Annotated in this window: 13 protein-coding genes and 1 other RNA gene; 6 read left to right on the top strand and 8 right to left on the bottom strand. The window is 58.8% G+C overall.

Going from position 1 to position 14,963, the window contains the following annotated elements; all coding sequences use genetic code 11:
• Nucleotides 1–4 precede the first annotated feature (4 nt).
• From hisC to gyrA, 5 genes are all read right to left on the bottom strand, one after another.
• Complete coding sequence (hisC, locus tag CLU92_RS26175; RefSeq protein WP_101484243.1) at nucleotides 5–1,111, bottom strand: histidinol-phosphate transaminase; 1,107 nt, start codon at nucleotides 1,109–1,111, stop codon at nucleotides 5–7.
• A 128-nt stretch (nucleotides 1,112–1,239) separates the two neighbouring features.
• Nucleotides 1,240–2,310, bottom strand: a complete 1,071-nt coding sequence (gene pheA / locus CLU92_RS26170) for a prephenate dehydratase (protein WP_101484904.1) — start codon at nucleotides 2,308–2,310, stop codon at nucleotides 1,240–1,242.
• Nucleotides 2,311–2,489: 179 nt separating this feature from the next.
• On the bottom strand, nucleotides 2,490–3,581 hold the full coding sequence (gene serC / locus CLU92_RS26165; RefSeq protein ID WP_101484242.1) for a 3-phosphoserine/phosphohydroxythreonine transaminase: 1,092 nt from the start codon (nucleotides 3,579–3,581) through the stop codon (nucleotides 2,490–2,492).
• Between the two features lie 24 nt (nucleotides 3,582–3,605).
• Nucleotides 3,606–4,190, bottom strand: a complete 585-nt coding sequence (locus CLU92_RS26160) for a DUF2059 domain-containing protein (RefSeq protein ID WP_101484241.1) — start codon at nucleotides 4,188–4,190, stop codon at nucleotides 3,606–3,608.
• Nucleotides 4,191–4,298: 108 nt separating this feature from the next.
• Entirely contained in the window at nucleotides 4,299–6,983 is a 2,685-nt protein-coding gene (gyrA, locus tag CLU92_RS26155) for a DNA gyrase subunit A (RefSeq protein WP_101484240.1), read from the bottom strand.
• A 264-nt stretch (nucleotides 6,984–7,247) separates the two neighbouring features.
• Here gyrA and CLU92_RS27580 point away from each other — a divergent pair, with 264 nt between their 5' ends.
• The 5 genes from CLU92_RS27580 to ssrA all read left to right on the top strand — a co-directional run bounded on the left by CLU92_RS27580 (nucleotide 7,248) and on the right by ssrA (nucleotide 10,391).
• Nucleotides 7,248–7,454 carry a hypothetical protein gene (locus CLU92_RS27580; RefSeq protein WP_143452651.1) on the top strand — a complete coding sequence of 69 codons (207 nt, stop codon included), beginning with the start codon at nucleotides 7,248–7,250 and terminating at the stop codon, nucleotides 7,452–7,454.
• 186 nt (nucleotides 7,455–7,640) lie between these two features.
• On the top strand, nucleotides 7,641–8,351 hold the full coding sequence (gene ompA, locus CLU92_RS26150) for an outer membrane protein OmpA (protein ID WP_035825645.1): 711 nt from the start codon (nucleotides 7,641–7,643) through the stop codon (nucleotides 8,349–8,351).
• Nucleotides 8,352–8,478: 127 nt separating this feature from the next.
• Nucleotides 8,479–9,174, top strand: a complete 696-nt coding sequence (gene ubiG, locus CLU92_RS26145) for a bifunctional 2-polyprenyl-6-hydroxyphenol methylase/3-demethylubiquinol 3-O-methyltransferase UbiG (protein WP_101484239.1) — start codon at nucleotides 8,479–8,481, stop codon at nucleotides 9,172–9,174.
• A 68-nt stretch (nucleotides 9,175–9,242) separates the two neighbouring features.
• The gene (locus CLU92_RS26140; RefSeq protein ID WP_101484903.1) at nucleotides 9,243–9,947 is read left to right on the top strand and encodes an HAD family hydrolase; all 705 of its coding nucleotides are present in this window, start codon (nucleotides 9,243–9,245) and stop codon (nucleotides 9,945–9,947) included.
• A gap of 83 nt (nucleotides 9,948–10,030) precedes the next feature.
• Nucleotides 10,031–10,391, top strand: a transfer-messenger RNA (tmRNA) gene (gene ssrA / locus CLU92_RS26135).
• A gap of 238 nt (nucleotides 10,392–10,629) precedes the next feature.
• Here ssrA and CLU92_RS26130 read toward each other — a convergent pair.
• The 3 genes from CLU92_RS26130 to CLU92_RS26120 all read right to left on the bottom strand — a co-directional run bounded on the left by CLU92_RS26130 (nucleotide 10,630) and on the right by CLU92_RS26120 (nucleotide 13,435).
• Nucleotides 10,630–11,703 (bottom strand): RelA/SpoT domain-containing protein, encoded by a 1,074-nt coding sequence (locus tag CLU92_RS26130; RefSeq protein WP_101484238.1) that lies wholly within the window; start codon nucleotides 11,701–11,703, stop codon nucleotides 10,630–10,632.
• Between the two features lie 420 nt (nucleotides 11,704–12,123).
• Complete coding sequence (locus tag CLU92_RS26125; RefSeq protein ID WP_101484237.1) at nucleotides 12,124–12,576, bottom strand: HD domain-containing protein; 453 nt, start codon at nucleotides 12,574–12,576, stop codon at nucleotides 12,124–12,126.
• 13 nt (nucleotides 12,577–12,589) lie between these two features.
• Nucleotides 12,590–13,435, bottom strand: a complete 846-nt coding sequence (locus CLU92_RS26120; protein WP_101484236.1) for a hypothetical protein — start codon at nucleotides 13,433–13,435, stop codon at nucleotides 12,590–12,592.
• Between the two features lie 331 nt (nucleotides 13,436–13,766).
• On the opposite strand from CLU92_RS26120, the gene CLU92_RS26115 reads away from it, so the two are divergent.
• On the top strand, nucleotides 13,767–14,921 hold the full coding sequence (locus CLU92_RS26115) for a sensor histidine kinase KdpD (RefSeq protein ID WP_101484235.1): 1,155 nt from the start codon (nucleotides 13,767–13,769) through the stop codon (nucleotides 14,919–14,921).
• Nucleotides 14,922–14,963: the final 42 nt, after the last annotated feature.

Raw genomic sequence — 14,963 nt, 5'->3', positions numbered from 1 at the left:
ATCGTCAGGCCAGCGCTTTCGTCAGCGCGGCGATGAAGATGGCGTTTTCCTGCGGCAGGCCGATGGAAATACGCAGCCATTGCGGCAAGCCGTAGCTGCCCACGGGGCGCACGATCACGCCCTGTTTCAGCAGCGCCAGGTTGACTCTGGCGCCGGCGCCGTCGTCATCGCCCACTTTCACCAGCACGAAATTGCCGTGCGACGGCACGAATTCCAGGCCCAGCTGCGTGAACGCCTCCGTAAACTGCTGGTAGCCGGCCGCATTGTTGCGCGCGCTTTGCTCCAGGAATGCCTTGTCGTTCAGGGCAGCGATGGCGGCGGCCTGCGCCAGCGAATTGACATTGAACGGCTGGCGGATGCGGTTCATCAAATCCGTCAGCACCGGCTGGGCAATGGCGAAGCCGATGCGCAGGCCGGCCAGGCCGTAAGCCTTCGACAAAGTGCGCGAGACAACCAGGTTCGGATATTGGCGCACCCAGGCCGTCGATTCGTACTGGTCGTCGGCCGACAGGAATTCGTTGTAGGCCTCATCGAGCACCACCACCACGTGCTGCGGCACCTTCTGCAGGAACGCTTCGAGCTGCGCTGCGGTCAGGAAGGTGCCGGTCGGATTGTTCGGGTTGGCGATGAAGATCAAACGCGTATCGTCGGCAATCGCCGCCGCCATGGCGTCGAGGTCATGGCCGTAAGCTTGCGCCGGCACGACGATGTGGCGCGCGCCCAGGCCTTGCGTGGCCAGCGCGTACACGGCGAACGAATACTGCGAGTACACCACGGATTGGCCATGCTGCACGAAGGCGTGCGCGGCGATTTCCAGGATGTCGTTGCTGCCGTTGCCCAGAGTGATCCAGTCTGCCGGCACGTCATAGCGCTTCGACAGCACGGCTTTCAAGTCAAAGCCGTTGGCATCCGGGTAGCGGCCCAGGTCATCGATGGCGGCGATCATTGCCTGCTTGGCCGATTCCGGCATGCCGTACGGGTTTTCATTCGATGCCAGCTTGACGATGGCTGCCTCATCGAGGCCGAATTCACGCGCGACTTCCGCGATCGGTTTGCCGCTCTGGTAAGGGGCGATGGCGCGGACGTATTCTGGACCGATATTTTTAGACATGGTGTTCTTTAAAAGTTGGTGAATGATTAGGCTGGTGGCTGTTGTTGGGTTACGCTGCGCTAACCCAAGCTACGGCTTATTGTAGGTCGGATTAGGCTGCAAGCCGTAATCCGACACCACCGTCGGCGTCACAGACTGACCGGATACGACCCCAGCACCTTGAAAAACGCCGCATTGCCTTGCAACTCGGCCAGCGCCTGAGCGACGGCAGGGTCGTGCACATGGCCCTCCACGTCGACATAGAAATAATACTCCCAGCTGCCCATGCGCGCCGGGCGCGACTCGAAGCGCGTCATCGACACGCCATGCTTCGCCAGCGGCGCCAGCAACTGGTACACGGCGCCCGCCTTGTTCGGCACGGCCAGCACCAGTGACGTCTGGTCCTTGCCCGACGGCGCCGTCTGCAAGGTCCCTACGACGGCAAAGCGCGTGCGGTTGTGCGGGTCGTCCTGGATATGGCCCTTGACCACGCCCAGCTTGTACTGCGCGCCCGCCAGTTCGCTGGCGATTGCCGCCACCGTGCCATCTTCTCCGGCCATACGGGCCGCTTCGGCGTTCGAGGCCACGGCGTGGCGCGCGATGTGGGGGTAATTCTGGTTCAGCCACACCTGGCACTGCGCCAGCGCCTGCGAATGGGCGCAGATGGACGTCACGCCGTCCATGTTGCCGCTCTTCGTCATCAGGCTGTGGTGCACGGCAATGGCGACTTCACCACTGATGATGAGGCTAGTCTGCAGCATCATGTCGAGCGTGCGGTTGACGGCGCCTTCCGAGGAATTTTCGATCGGCACCACGCCGAAATCCGCCGTTCCCGCCTCGGCGGAGCGGAACACTTCGTCGATGGACGCGCACGGCAAGCCTTCGACGGCGCTGCCGAACTGCTGATAGACAGCCTGTTCGCTGAAGGTGCCGGCGGGGCCCAGGTAGGCGACGGTGACGCGTTTTTCCAGCGAGCGGCAGGACGACATGATTTCGCGGAAGATAGTCTGCACTTCGCGGTCGCCCATGGGGCCGGGATTGCGCTCGGCGACGCCGCGCAGCACCTGCGCTTCGCGCTCGGGGCGGAACACGGGCGCCTGCGTTTCGGCCTTCACGTGACCCACTTGCTGGGCGATTTGCGCGCGGCGGTTCAGCAGTTCGAGGATTTGCGCGTCGATCGCATCGATCTGTTCGCGCAGCGGTTTCAATTTATCGGTCATGGTTGTTTGTTTCGTCAGCTGTACTTCAATCATGGCCGCACGGCCTGCGCCGGCGGCGGGCCGGCGCGCTTATTCATGAGAATACCGGACAAAATGATCAGGGCCAGGCGTGTTGCCGCTGGCAGTACGAATGTACGACAAGGCAATGCAACAACGCCCTGGACTTTTTGGCAGGCATTCTAGCGTCCGGCAAACTCGTTCAAATAATTGACCAGGGCTTGCACGCCCTCGATCGGCATCGCGTTATAGATCGATGCACGCATGCCGCCGACGGACTTGTGGCCCTTCAGTTGCAGCAGGCCGCGCTGTTTCGCGCCGGCCAGGAATGCGTCGTTCAAGCTTTCGTCGCGCAGATAGAACGGGATGGTCATGCGCGAGCGGTATGCGGGGTCGACCCGGTTCTGGTAGAAATCGTCCGCATCGAGCGCCGCGTACAGCAGCGCCGCTTTGTCAATATTACGCTGTTCCATGGCTGCCACGCCACCTTGGCGTTTGAGCCACTGGAAAACCAGGCCGGCGATATAGATGCCGTAGGTGGGCGGCGTGTTGTACATCGATTCATGTTCGGCCACGATGGTCCATTCGAAAGCGGACGGGCAGATCGGCAGCGCCTTGCCCAGCAAATCTTCGCGCACGATGACCAGGGTCAGGCCAGCCGGGCCGATATTCTTTTGCGCGCCGCCAAAAATGACGCCATATTGCGATACGTCAATGACACGCGACAAAATGTGCGAGGACATATCGGCCACGATGGTGGTCCCTGCTGGCAGATTCGGCGCTTGCTGGAATTCCACGCCATCGATGGTTTCATTGGTGCAGATGTGCAGATAGGCAGCGCCCGGCGTGAGCTTCCACTCGGAGACCGGCGGCACGCCCGTGAAACGGGCGGCCTTGGAGGACGCGGCCACATTGACGTTGGCGTACTTGGCCGCTTCCTGGATCGACTTGCCCGACCACGAGCCCGTGTGCACGAAGTCGATGGTGGCCGGCTGCTGCGCGGCCAGGCCCACCAGGTTCATGGGGATGATGGCGTTCTCGCCCAGACCACCACCCTGCAGGAACAGAATCTTGTAGTTCTCGGGTACCGCCAGCAGTTCGCGCAGGTCGGCCACCGCCTGCTTGTAGATGGAAATGAATTCGGGACCACGGTGGCTCATTTCCATCACCGACATGCCGCTGCCATGCCAGTCCTGCATTTCCGCAGCCGCCTGGGCCAGCACTTCCTTGGGCAGGACGGCGGGGCCGGCGGAGAAATTGTAGATATGGGTCACGATACGGTCCTTGGAAAAATGGAGTTATTGGGGCGACTGCGTGGCCGCCCGCATGACTTGCTCAAGCACGGCATTCACGCGGGGGATCAGCACGCGCTGGCTGATGGCCATCGACTCGGCCGACAGTTGCGGCATCGTGGCCAGCATCTTGCGTCCCAGCGGCGACTTGTAGAAGGCCGTCAGCTGCTCAACTTCCTGCACCGTGTAAAAACGCGCGTACAGGGGCACCATTTCGGCGCTCAGATCGTCGATCAGGGTCGGGTCGGCCAGTACCTGCGTCAGGGTGGCGATAGCGACGGGGATTTCCTCCTCGGCGCTGGCCAGCGCGCGCGCCTTGCGCTGCTCGTCCAGCTTCGGGTTGCTGCTGATTTGCTGCTGCGCCGACTGGCGGATCATGGCGGGCACCGATTGCAGCATCTGGTCGAAGATGCTGCGCGTAAGCTGCGGGAACTGCATCGCGTCGAGCATGCGCCGCACGGCCACTTTCATGGCGGGACTGGGCGCGGCCTGGCGGGCGGGCGTGGCTTGCGCGCTCTGGGCCTGGGCCGGCAGGGTTGCAAGGAAGGCCAGCGAAAACGCGGCGAAGAAGGTGGCGACGATTTTTCTCATGGCATGCGGGACTTTACAAAAGCGGGGGAACTACCTGGGGGTAGGCAGGCTGGCGCCGCACATGGCACGCCAATAGCAATTGGGGCTCCCGAAAGAGCCCCAATCATCTTACTCCGGCTGGGCCGGATCAACAGGATCGGCTGGTTCAGCCGCTGCCGGCGCAGCCGCGGCCTCCAGGCCCGCCTCCGTCGTCAGCTCGACTTCGTCGATATCCGTCTCGACCACGCGCTGCAGGCCGGACAGCTTGGTGCCGTCTTCCACGGCGATCAGGGTCACGCCCTGCGTCGCGCGGCCCATCTCGCGGATTTCCGACACGCGAGTGCGGATCAGGACGCCACCGGTGGTGATCAGCATGATTTCATCGCTGGTATCGACCAGGGTCGCGGCAACCACTTTACCGTTGCGCTCGCTGGTCTGGATGGCGATCATGCCCTTCGTGCCACGGCCATGGCGCGTGTACTCGGTGATCGGCGTACGCTTGCCGTAGCCGTTTTCCGTGGCCGTCAGCACCGACTGCTGCTCGTTCTCGGCCACCAGCAGGGCGATCACGTGCTGGCCCTCTTCCAGGTTCATGCCGCGCACGCCGCGCGCCGTGCGACCCATCGGACGCACATCGTTTTCGTCGAAGCGCACTGCCTTGCCCGAATCGGAGAACAGCATCACGTCGTGCTGACCATCGGTCAGCGCCGCGCCGATCAGGAAGTCGCCATCGTCCAGGTCGACCGCGATGATGCCGGCCTTGCGTGGGTTGCTGAAGTCCTTCAGCGGCGTTTTCTTGACGGTGCCCAGGCTGGTCGACATGAAGACGTAATGGTCTTCCGGGAACGTGCGGTTCTCGCCCGACAGCGGCAGGATCACGGTGATCTTTTCGTTGTCTTGCAGTGGGAACATGTTGACGATCGGCTTGCCGCGCGAATTGCGCGAGCCTTGCGGCACTTCCCACACCTTCAACCAGTACATGCGGCCACGATCCGAGAAGCACAGGATGTAGTCGTGCGTGTTGGCGATGAACAGCTGGTCGATCCAGTCTTCCTCTTTGGTCGCCATGGCCTGCTTGCCGCGTCCGCCGCGCTTCTGTGCGCGGTACTCGGAAATCGGCTGCGCCTTCATGTAACCGGTGTGCGACAGGGTCACGACCATGTCTTGCGGCGTAATCAGGTCTTCCGTTTCCAGGTCGGTGGCATTGAGCTCGATCTGCGAGCGGCGCACGTCCTTGTTGCCGGCGCCGTATTCGTTCTTCGCCGCCGTCATTTCATCGGTGATGATGACGGTGACGCGTTCCGGCTTGGCCAGGATGTCGAGCAAGTCGGCGATATGTTCCATCACGTCCTTGTACTCGTTGACGATCTTGTCCTGCTCCAGGCCGGTCAGGCGCTGCAGGCGCATCTGCAAAATTTCCTGCGCCTGGTCGTCTGACAGCTTGTACAGGCCATCCGTCTGCATGCCGTAGTGCTTCGGCAGGTTTTCCGGACGGTAGGCATCGATGCCGCCCGGCGTCGTGCCGTCGCCCGTGCGGGCCAGCATTTCGCGCACGACGGATGAGTCCCAGGCCTTGGCCATCAGCTCGACCTTGGCGATCGGCGGCGTCGGCGCGGCCTTGATGATGGCGATGAAGTCATCGATATTGGCCAGCGCGACAGCCAGGCCTTCGAGTACGTGGCCCCGTTCGCGCGCCTTGCGCAGTTCGAACACGGTACGGCGCGTGACCACTTCGCGGCGGTGCGACAGGAAGCATTGCAGCATCTGCTTGAGGTTCAGCAGCTTCGGCTGACCATCGACCAGGGCCACCATGTTCATGCCGAAGGTATCTTGCAACTGGGTCTGCTTGTACAGGTTGTTCAGCACCACTTCCGGCACTTCACCCCGTTTCAGCTCGATCACCACGCGCATACCCGACTTGTCGGATTCATCGCGGATGTCGGAAATGCCGTCGAGCTTCTTGTCGCGCACGTTCTCGGCGATGCGTTCCAGCAAGGATTTCTTGTTGACCTGGAATGGCAGCTCGTCGACGATGATGGCGATGCGGCCGCCATCCTTGCCGTATTCTTCGAAGTGGGTCTTGGCGCGCATCACCACGCGGCCGCGGCCGGTGCGATAGCCGTCGCGCACGCCCGACACGCCATAGATGATGCCGGCAGTAGGGAAATCGGGAGCGGGAATGAGCTCGATCAATTCATCGATCGTGCATTCCGGGTTGCGCAGCACGTGCAGCGCGCCATCGATGACTTCGGTAATATTGTGTGGCGGAATGTTCGTCGCCATGCCGACCGCGATACCGGACGAGCCATTGATCAGCAGGTTCGGGATTCGCGTCGGCAAGACCGTCGGTTCCTTTTCCTTGCCATCGTAGTTGGGCTGGAAGTCGACGGTATCCTTGTCGATATCGGCCAGCAGCTCACCGGCGATCTTGTCCAGGCGGCACTCGGTATAACGCATCGCCGCGGCGCCATCGCCGTCGACGGAACCGAAGTTGCCCTGGCCATCGACGAGCATGTAGCGCAGCGAAAAATCTTGCGCCATGCGCACCAGCGTGTCGTAGATCGAGGCATCGCCGTGGGGATGGTATTTACCCATGGTTTCGCCGACCACGCGGGCGCACTTGACGTAAGGGCGGTTCCACACGTTATTCATTTCATGCATCGCGAACAAGACGCGGCGGTGCACTGGCTTCAAGCCATCACGCGCATCGGGCAAGGCGCGACCGACGATCACGCTCATGGCGTAATCGAGGTAGCTCTTGCGCATCTCTTCTTCGAGGGAAATAGGAATTGTTTCTTTTGCGAATTGATCCATTGGCGGTTCGACTGATCTCGGGCTGTGGTTAACTTATCTGTTACGCAATGTATGACGCAATACTGCATATCCTAGGCGGCTGTCGTCGTGGACGCCGCACCGCGCGCTGCTGGCGCGGCCCGGCTTCCATGTCGCAGAGTGCCCGGGCAAATCGGCGGGCGGGCGGCGCGGCCGGTACCTGTACCGCAGGGGTACTTGCAGGCCATGCAGTGCCGCCGTGGGCATTTGCTCGACACTCTTAACAGTCAAGCGCACGATTTTAGCATGCGCGCCCAGCTACCTGTACAAATTGGCCATGCCGACAATATTGTCAGATTGCACCAGGGCCGTGCACGCCAGCCTGCCGATAATGCACACTGGCAATATCAGTTCAAGACGGCTGCCCTTCAAAGTGGCAAAAAAAAACGATCAATTGTTACAGATGCGTTACAAACGGGCATTTTCGTTGCGCAAAAACAACGCGCGGTCTAAAATCGGGCAAGCTTTGATTTAACCACGGCCGTGCGCCCCTGATGCGTGTGGCAAAATGACTGGGAAGTTAATTGCTAGTTTCGCAATCTGAAACGAGCGCATATGGTCTACATGATAAAATCTTGGCACGTAGCACCAGTAGCGCAGTGTTGTTCTGCGGATATCACCCCCCGAAAGGAAAAAAGAATGAATAAATTTGTAACGCTGTTTTTCGCTGCATCCGCAGTGATTGCTGGCTCGGCTTCGGCCCAAACCCCAACCTCCCCACCATTCGCGCCAGTTACCACTGACATCAAAGCACCAAGCCCAAAAAGCGCTTACGTGCAAGATGCCCGCGGCGTGATCGTGCGCGATCCATTCGGTCTGTGCTGGCGCACCGGCTACTGGACACCTGCTGACGCGGTGCCAGGTTGCGACGTGCCACTGTGCGTTGAGCCAGAAACCCTGCAAGACGGCAAATGCGTAGCTCCACCAGCGCCAGTCGTACCAGCACCTGCACCAGCACCTGTCGTACCAGTACCAGTCGTCGTTGCTCCTACCTCGGAAAAAGTCAGCTTCGCTGCTGATGCATTCTTCGATTTCGACAAAGCTACGCTGAAGCCAGAAGGCAAAGCCAAGCTGGACGAGCTGTCCGCACAACTGGGTGGCATCAACCTGGAAGTCATCATCGCTGTGGGTCACACCGATTCCGTCGGCACCGATGCTTACAACCAAAAACTGTCGGTACGTCGTGCTGATGCTGTCAAAGCCTACCTGGTCACCAAAGGCGTTGAAAGCAACCGCGTGTACACCGAAGGCAAAGGCGAAAAACAACCTGTTGCTGATAACAAAACTGCCGAAGGCCGTGCGAAAAACCGTCGCGTGGAAATCGAAGTTGTTGGTACCCGCAACAAGTAATAGCTGATCCCCTGGACTTGCCGCAAGTCATCGCGCAAGTCAAGGACAGCATGAAAAACCCCGCCAAGGCGGGGTTTTTTTTCGTCCGTGGCTGCCCAATTGTAAAATTGCCGCTATCATTCGACCTATGAACGCCGACCCCCTTGAAATCCAAAAATTCAGTGAGCTGGCCCACCGCTGGTGGGACCCCACTTCCGAGTTTCGTCCCTTGCACGAAATTAACCCCCTGCGCCTGGAATGGATCAACGCGAAAGTGCCGCTGGCCGGCAAGCGCGTGATCGACATCGGCTGCGGCGGCGGCATCCTGGCCGAATCGATGGCCCGCAAGGGTGCCGACGTGACGGGCATCGACCTGTCCGACAAGGCCTTGAAAGTTGCCGACCTGCATAGCCTGGAATCGGGCGCCAAGGTGCGCTACAAGCTGATCGCCGCCGAAGCCATGGCCGAGGAAGAGCCGGGCCAGTACGACGTCGTGACCTGCATGGAAATGCTCGAGCACGTGCCGGACCCCGCCGCCATCGTCAAGGCCTGCGCCACCCTGGTCAAGCCGGGCGGCCACGTCTTCCTGTCGACCCTGAACCGCAACCCGAAAGCGTATCTGTTCGCCATCCTGGGTGCCGAATACATCCTGCGCCTGCTGCCGAAAGGCACGCACGATTATGACAAATTCATCACCCCGGCAGAACTGTCGCAATACACGCGCAGCGCCGGCCTGGATCTCAACAGCATGCGCGGCATGGGCTACAATCCGCTGACCAAGATTTACTCACTTAATAGCGATACCAGCGTCAATTATTTGGTGGCCTGCACCCGGCCGCTGTAACCATCACGCACAATACAAGGCGGCTGCGGCCGCCATTTTTCATTCTTACTTGACACACTTTGCCCGCCATGATTACAGACCAACTGCCAGCCCCGCGCGCCATCCTGTTCGACCTCGACGGCACCCTGGCCGACACCGCGCCCGACCTGGCAGCGGCCATCAATCTGTTGCGCGCGCGCGCCGGCCTGGCGCCGACCCCGTATGACATCCTGCGCCCCACCGCCTCGGCCGGCGCGCGCGGCATGATAGGCGCGTCCTATGGCGTCCAGCCTGGCGAAAGCGGCTACGAAGCGCTGAAAGACGGCTTCCTGAACAATTACGAAGCAGCCCTGGCCGTGGAAAGCCGTTTATTCGACGGCATCCCTGCCCTCCTCGACGGCTTGCAAGCACTGGGCCTGGCCTGGGGCGTGGTCACCAACAAGGCCGCCCGCTTCACCGACCCGCTGGTGGGCCAGATCGGCCTGAGCGCCGCCGGCTGCGTGATCTCGGGCGACACCATGGCCCACCCGAAACCGCACCCCGCCCCCCTGCTGGAAGCGGCGCGCCGCCTGGACCTGGCGCCAGCAGATTGCTGGTACGTGGGTGACGACCTGCGCGACATCCAGGCTGGCCGCGCCGCCGGCATGCGCACGGTAGCCTGCGCCTGGGGCTACTGCGGCCCTGTCGAGCCGCAGCACTGGAACGCCGACCATTTGCTGGACACGCCGCAAGCCCTGCTGGAACTGGTCAGTGAGGTGGTAAAGGCGGCGCAGGCGCGGCAACTGGCGGCGTAAATCAGCCGCCGCTTGATCTGACGCGCCAACTCACGAATGCATCATGCAAGAGTGTGAACTTTGCGCTACAATGAAGGTTCTGTGGGGACGACCTGGTTTCGACGTGGGTTGCAAAGCAGCGCAGGGCATACCGAGGGCGGGCTACCTCGTAAATACAACCTGAAAAAACTTAACTGCAAACGATAACTCGTACGCACTGGCAGCTTAATCGCTGTTAGCTCTAGAACACCTCGTCCCTGGGGTGGGCCGTCAAAAGCTCTAGAGTCATTTACAGGGACTCGTCGTATGCTGGGTTACTTAGCGTCCGACTAAATAATAGGTAACTCGCTTGCCCATAACGTGCACATCCGTGCTGGCTGAGTTAAATTAAATGATAGTGCTAAGTATGTAGAACTGTCTGTAGAGTGCTTGCGGACGCGGGTTCGATTCCCGCCGTCTCCACCACTGAATAAATAAAAGGGCTTCCCCGTTTTGGCGGGGAGGCCCTTTTTATTTATTCCATGCATGCAGAGCGCGGGCATCGAATCCGCGTCCAGCACGGGCGCGGGGGTTTTGCGGGGCCTTCGGCGAGCGCAGCTCGGCGCCGCAAAACCGGGTTGCGCTTGCAAGCGCAACCCTCTCCGATTCGTCTGACTAGGTTTTGCGCCGCAGGCAGTTTCTCCCAATTGCTAAGAAGTGAAAATTACTCAACAATCGAAAACTTGCTTCGTGCAATTTTTTCAAGCTGCGTCAAAAATTCGTGAGTATCAAGAAAATAGTTCGGGTATGCACGCTTTAGAGATTCAATAGAGCCTGCAGCAACCAATACTACTTGTGTGCCGGTCGATTTGGCCTCTCGTTCAGCGCTGCTGTACTGCGTATTTGCCTCTTCTAGCTTATCCCTTGCAAACGAGGTGATTTTCACATTAGAGTCATCTCCCGTAAGTTGAAGTTCAACTAGGTAGTAAGCCGCTCTTTTCTTTCCGGTAGTGGGGATTGCACGTACCGCACTACTAAATCGTTCGAGCTTTTCTCTCACTCCTAAACGCTCGGAGTCTACTTTCGTCTTCCTGTACGTTTCGGCCTTTGATAGGTGTTCATAGCCTGGCACGAGTGGCATTTTCTCGGAGTGGGCAAAAGCCGAAGATACAAGTGCAAAAAAATTTAGCCATTCATCCGGCCCTTCGCTCGACTTCAAAGAATGCCGAAGGAATGTCCCCATTGTTTCAACTGCCGTAGCCCATGCATGCTGTAACTTAGTTCGCATTTGAAGTTCAAGTTGAAGGCCATCATAAGGCGAATCGTAGCGTAGTTTGTACCTATAAATAAGATGAACGCTGCGATACCCAGATTCTTTTGGCTCTTTCACATAATCATATTCGGAAACCAATGTGTGCGTGAAAATCGTAGTTTTATATTCTTGGTGGAGAATCTGAAGCTGCGGCAACGAATTTACAACGGCACGCAATCCGCCGATATCTTGCATCCGAGCTAAATTCATTCCTTTTATTCGTTGCAATTTATTTATAATCGACGGCGTTCTTTTCAGCCGTTGCGCAACAAGTGCATCAGGATCAATTTTTTTTAGCTTGTTCCTTAAAGTTGCTTGAAACGTATTTATTGGGTAACCGTGACAAGCTCTCCAGTTTGTAAGCACAAGAAATGCATCATGCCAAGCATCCATGTCAAAATCACCTTCACTCTCCTCGAAATTTACCAAAGTATATCCGGCCCGCTGCACTTGCTTCCTTGAAAATTCTGGTATGGGAAAGCTCATAACAAATCCTTAGATTAATATATTTACCGCCACGATACCACATCAGAAATTTTATTTCCAAAAAATATCAAAAAATATAATTCAGCAAAAAACAGTGATCCTTATAAAATTATAGAAGTCACTGATATTCGAGTTTGTAAAATTTTCTACCGTTGCCATCAGGTCGGACGCAATATATTTTCGATATATATATCCTGCGACAAGGTCAAATCAATAAAAATCAAACATATCCATTGACAAAAAATTAATCTTTAATGATAATCTCTACCACCCAGCCGATGCTCATGTTTTTTGGTTCCTTAATTCTCATGCTGGAGAGCGCAATCTTACCCGGTTGCTGATAAGTTATAGATTCAGATAAACAAAATAACTCGCCTCCCTATCTACCTTTGCCCGCAAGTGTTACCGGCCATCATGTAGTCAACTCAATTCACCACCAAAAACCCCAATCGCCCTCCGATACTTCTCCACCCTCTCCAGATCCTTCTGCGTCGGCGCCTCTATCCTCGACAAATCACTATTCTCAGCCAGATCAGCCAGCTTGACGGCCTTGCCGACCGGGTTCAAGGCCGCACGGGCAATGAAATCCTCATACGATTCGCCATCGATCCTGGTCACGGCACGCACGCCGTCGATGACTTCCTGGGAAAATCCTTCGCGTGCCAGGTCGTCGAAGCTGATTTTTCCGTCGCTGTCTTCCACTACATCATGTAGCACGGCGACAATCTGCTGGGCGCCGGGGGCGACGCGCAGCATGACGCGCAAGGGGTGGAGTATGTACGGCGCGCCGCCCTTGTCCTTCTGGCCGGCATGGGTGGCGGCGGCAATTTCAATCGCGCGCTCCAGGGTGGCGCGTCTTGCGTGTTCACTCATGTTCACTCCTTGTTCACTCCACTTTGATTGCTAATTTTGTTGCGCGCCAGCCGCGGCGTTGCAAATGGCAAACGCTGGTGCACAGCAAGGCTGGCAACAATAAATTGAGGACCGGCACGAGCATCAGCAAGCACAACAGCAACCCCAGGGCAAAAATAGCCGGGCGCTGTTCGCGGCGCAACGCCGCTTGCTGTTCCGCGCCGAGTACCTCTTCAGCTGCCGCGCCGTAAATCATCTGGACATTCCAGGCAAGCAAGTACGAGATCAGCACGCACATGGCCCACAGGGGAATCAGCAGGGAAAGCAGCAGCAACAGGCGCCGCCGCCAGGCGGGGCGCGCGGCGGGTGCATCCAGGCCGGCCGGTGCTTGCCAGTTGGCATAGCGGCGCGCCGCCACGGTCTTGGCGCGCTCCAGCAACAAGCAGCGCAACGGCAAGCGTGCCGTACCGATGGCGCCGACGATAAAGACGATCACATAGAAAAAAGCAGCCAGCGCCAGCAGCGCCAGGGCGATCTGACCGATCGACAGCAGGGCCTTGGCGGCGCTGCCCAGGCTGCCGGCAATATTGCCCATCTGCGAGAGCGTGGCAGGCCCATTGGCCAGTGTCCCGACACCGTCCATCACGCCCAGGCCCAGCAAGCCGGTGACGGACACCAGTGCCAGCATGGCGCTCAGCTCGACAAAAAAACGGCCGAAGTAGCTATACACTCCCAGCCACAGCGCCACGACCGCCATGCACCACAGCGCGGAGCGCCACCACAGGCCAGCATGACGCGCGTCGCGCAGTCCCAGGCCAACGCACGTGAAGGCTTCCCGCCAGGCTAGTAGCCAGGTTTGCAATATTTGTGTCACGCTCAAGCGCACTCCGCAGTGAAGGAGCGGATACGTCGATCCGTATGTTGCCGATTGTACATGGACAAGGCTGGCACACGCGCCGCCGAGAGCAATGGTCAAACCCGCTACGCCAGCACCGCGATCAACACCTTCGTACCAGCTTGCTCTAGTTTGCGATACCGCAACTCCCGATGAAACGGAATGCGAAACAATGCCAGCTCCCCCACCGTTGGGCATAACGGAGTTGACCATGCTTGAAATTCAGCCCGGGGATAAACGCGGATTTTTCATATTGCCCCATCCCTCGCCTCAACCGCGTACACTGTCTGCTCTTCCATCACCGCATTGGTCCACCGTGAAACTATCGCGCTTTATAAGCGGCCATCTGGAGCCGATCCTGGAAGAGTGGGAACTCTTCGCCAGGTCACTCCCCATTCCTGGAACCGCCATCTCGAAAGCGGAATTGCGCGATCATGCTAAGCAGATGCTGGAAACCATCGTGCGCGACATGGATGTCATCGAGAACGCGGCGCAGCGGAAAAAGAAATCGACCACGGGCGTATCGGAAATAACGGGCAAGGAAACGGCAGCCGCCACGCATGGTTCCCTGCGCCAGCAGATTGGCTTCACGCTGCCGCAGCTGACGGCGGAATTTCGCGCGATGCGGGCCAGCGTACTGCGCCTGTGGATGGCACAGGTGTCGGTGACGTCGAAAACGGCGACGCTGGATATCTTGCGCTTCAATGAAGCGATAGACCAGGCGCTGCAGGAATCGGCCATACGGTATTCGCAGCAGAGCGACCGCACCCGCAATACCTTTCTCGCCATCCTCAGCCACGATCTGCGCAGTCCGCTAAGCACGATGACGATGGCGGGTGCGCTGCTGAGCAGGCCGAGCGCGAGCGCATCTTCCACGGTGCAGATCGGTGCACGGGTCGCCCGCAGCGCGGCCACCATGACAACCATGGTGAACGATCTGCTGGAATTTGCCAGGACTCAACTGGGGGGGCGCATGCCCATTTCGCCCAGCTTGGGCGATCTGGGGGAAATCTGCAAAACGGCCGTCGAGGATGCCTCGGCCGCCCACCCGCAATGCAAGTTTGAACTGAGTACCACGGGCGAGATGATCGGCGATTTCGATGCGGCCCGCCTTGCCCAGCTGTTCTCCAATTTACTCAACAATGCTGCGCAATACCGCACCGACGATCAGCCCGTGAGCATCACGGCCTGCGGCGATGCCGATACGGCGGTGGTGCAAGTGAAGAATTTCGGCCGCCAGATCCCGGAAGCGTCGCTGAAGAGCATTTTCGACCCCCTCGTACAGCTGGCCATTTCCGACGATCACAAGGCGCCAAATGCCACCAGTATCGGCTTGGGTCTGTTTATCGCGCGTGAAATTGCCAGCGCACATGGCGGCACCATCGGCGCCGAGTCGAGCCTGGAATGCGGCACGGTGTTTACCGTGCGGCTACCTAGGGTATCGCTGAACGAAGGAGCGAACGGCGGCTAGCCGCGCCCCCTCGGAAAAGACGACCTTCCCTGCCGCGGCAGG

Source organism: Janthinobacterium sp. 61, from assembly GCF_002846335.1.
In the GTDB taxonomy this organism is placed as follows: Bacteria; Pseudomonadota; Gammaproteobacteria; order Burkholderiales; family Burkholderiaceae_D; genus Janthinobacterium.
Note: the sequence above shows the minus strand (reverse complement) of the source record. Positions and strands in the feature narration are given on the sequence as shown.

What these genes read in the sequence shown, in the direction of transcription:
- pheA (WP_101484904.1), bottom strand. Translation starts at nt 2,310, where the DNA reads ATGACCGATAAATTGAAACCGCTGCGCGAACAGATCGATGCGATCGAC.
- CLU92_RS26130 (WP_101484238.1), bottom strand. Translation starts at nt 11,703, where the DNA reads ATGAGCTTTCCCATACCAGAATTTTCAAGGAAGCAAGTGCAGCGGGCC.
- CLU92_RS26160 (WP_101484241.1), bottom strand. Translation starts at nt 4,190, where the DNA reads ATGAGAAAAATCGTCGCCACCTTCTTCGCCGCGTTTTCGCTGGCCTTC.
- hisC (WP_101484243.1), bottom strand. Translation starts at nt 1,111, where the DNA reads ATGTCTAAAAATATCGGTCCAGAATACGTCCGCGCCATCGCCCCTTAC.
- gyrA (WP_101484240.1), bottom strand. Translation starts at nt 6,983, where the DNA reads ATGGATCAATTCGCAAAAGAAACAATTCCTATTTCCCTCGAAGAAGAG.
- ompA (WP_035825645.1), top strand. Translation starts at nt 7,641, where the DNA reads ATGAATAAATTTGTAACGCTGTTTTTCGCTGCATCCGCAGTGATTGCT.
- CLU92_RS26125 (WP_101484237.1), bottom strand. Translation starts at nt 12,576, where the DNA reads ATGAGTGAACACGCAAGACGCGCCACCCTGGAGCGCGCGATTGAAATT.
- CLU92_RS27580 (WP_143452651.1), top strand. Translation starts at nt 7,248, where the DNA reads ATGCGCGCCCAGCTACCTGTACAAATTGGCCATGCCGACAATATTGTC.
- ubiG (WP_101484239.1), top strand. Translation starts at nt 8,479, where the DNA reads ATGAACGCCGACCCCCTTGAAATCCAAAAATTCAGTGAGCTGGCCCAC.
- CLU92_RS26140 (WP_101484903.1), top strand. Translation starts at nt 9,243, where the DNA reads ATGATTACAGACCAACTGCCAGCCCCGCGCGCCATCCTGTTCGACCTC.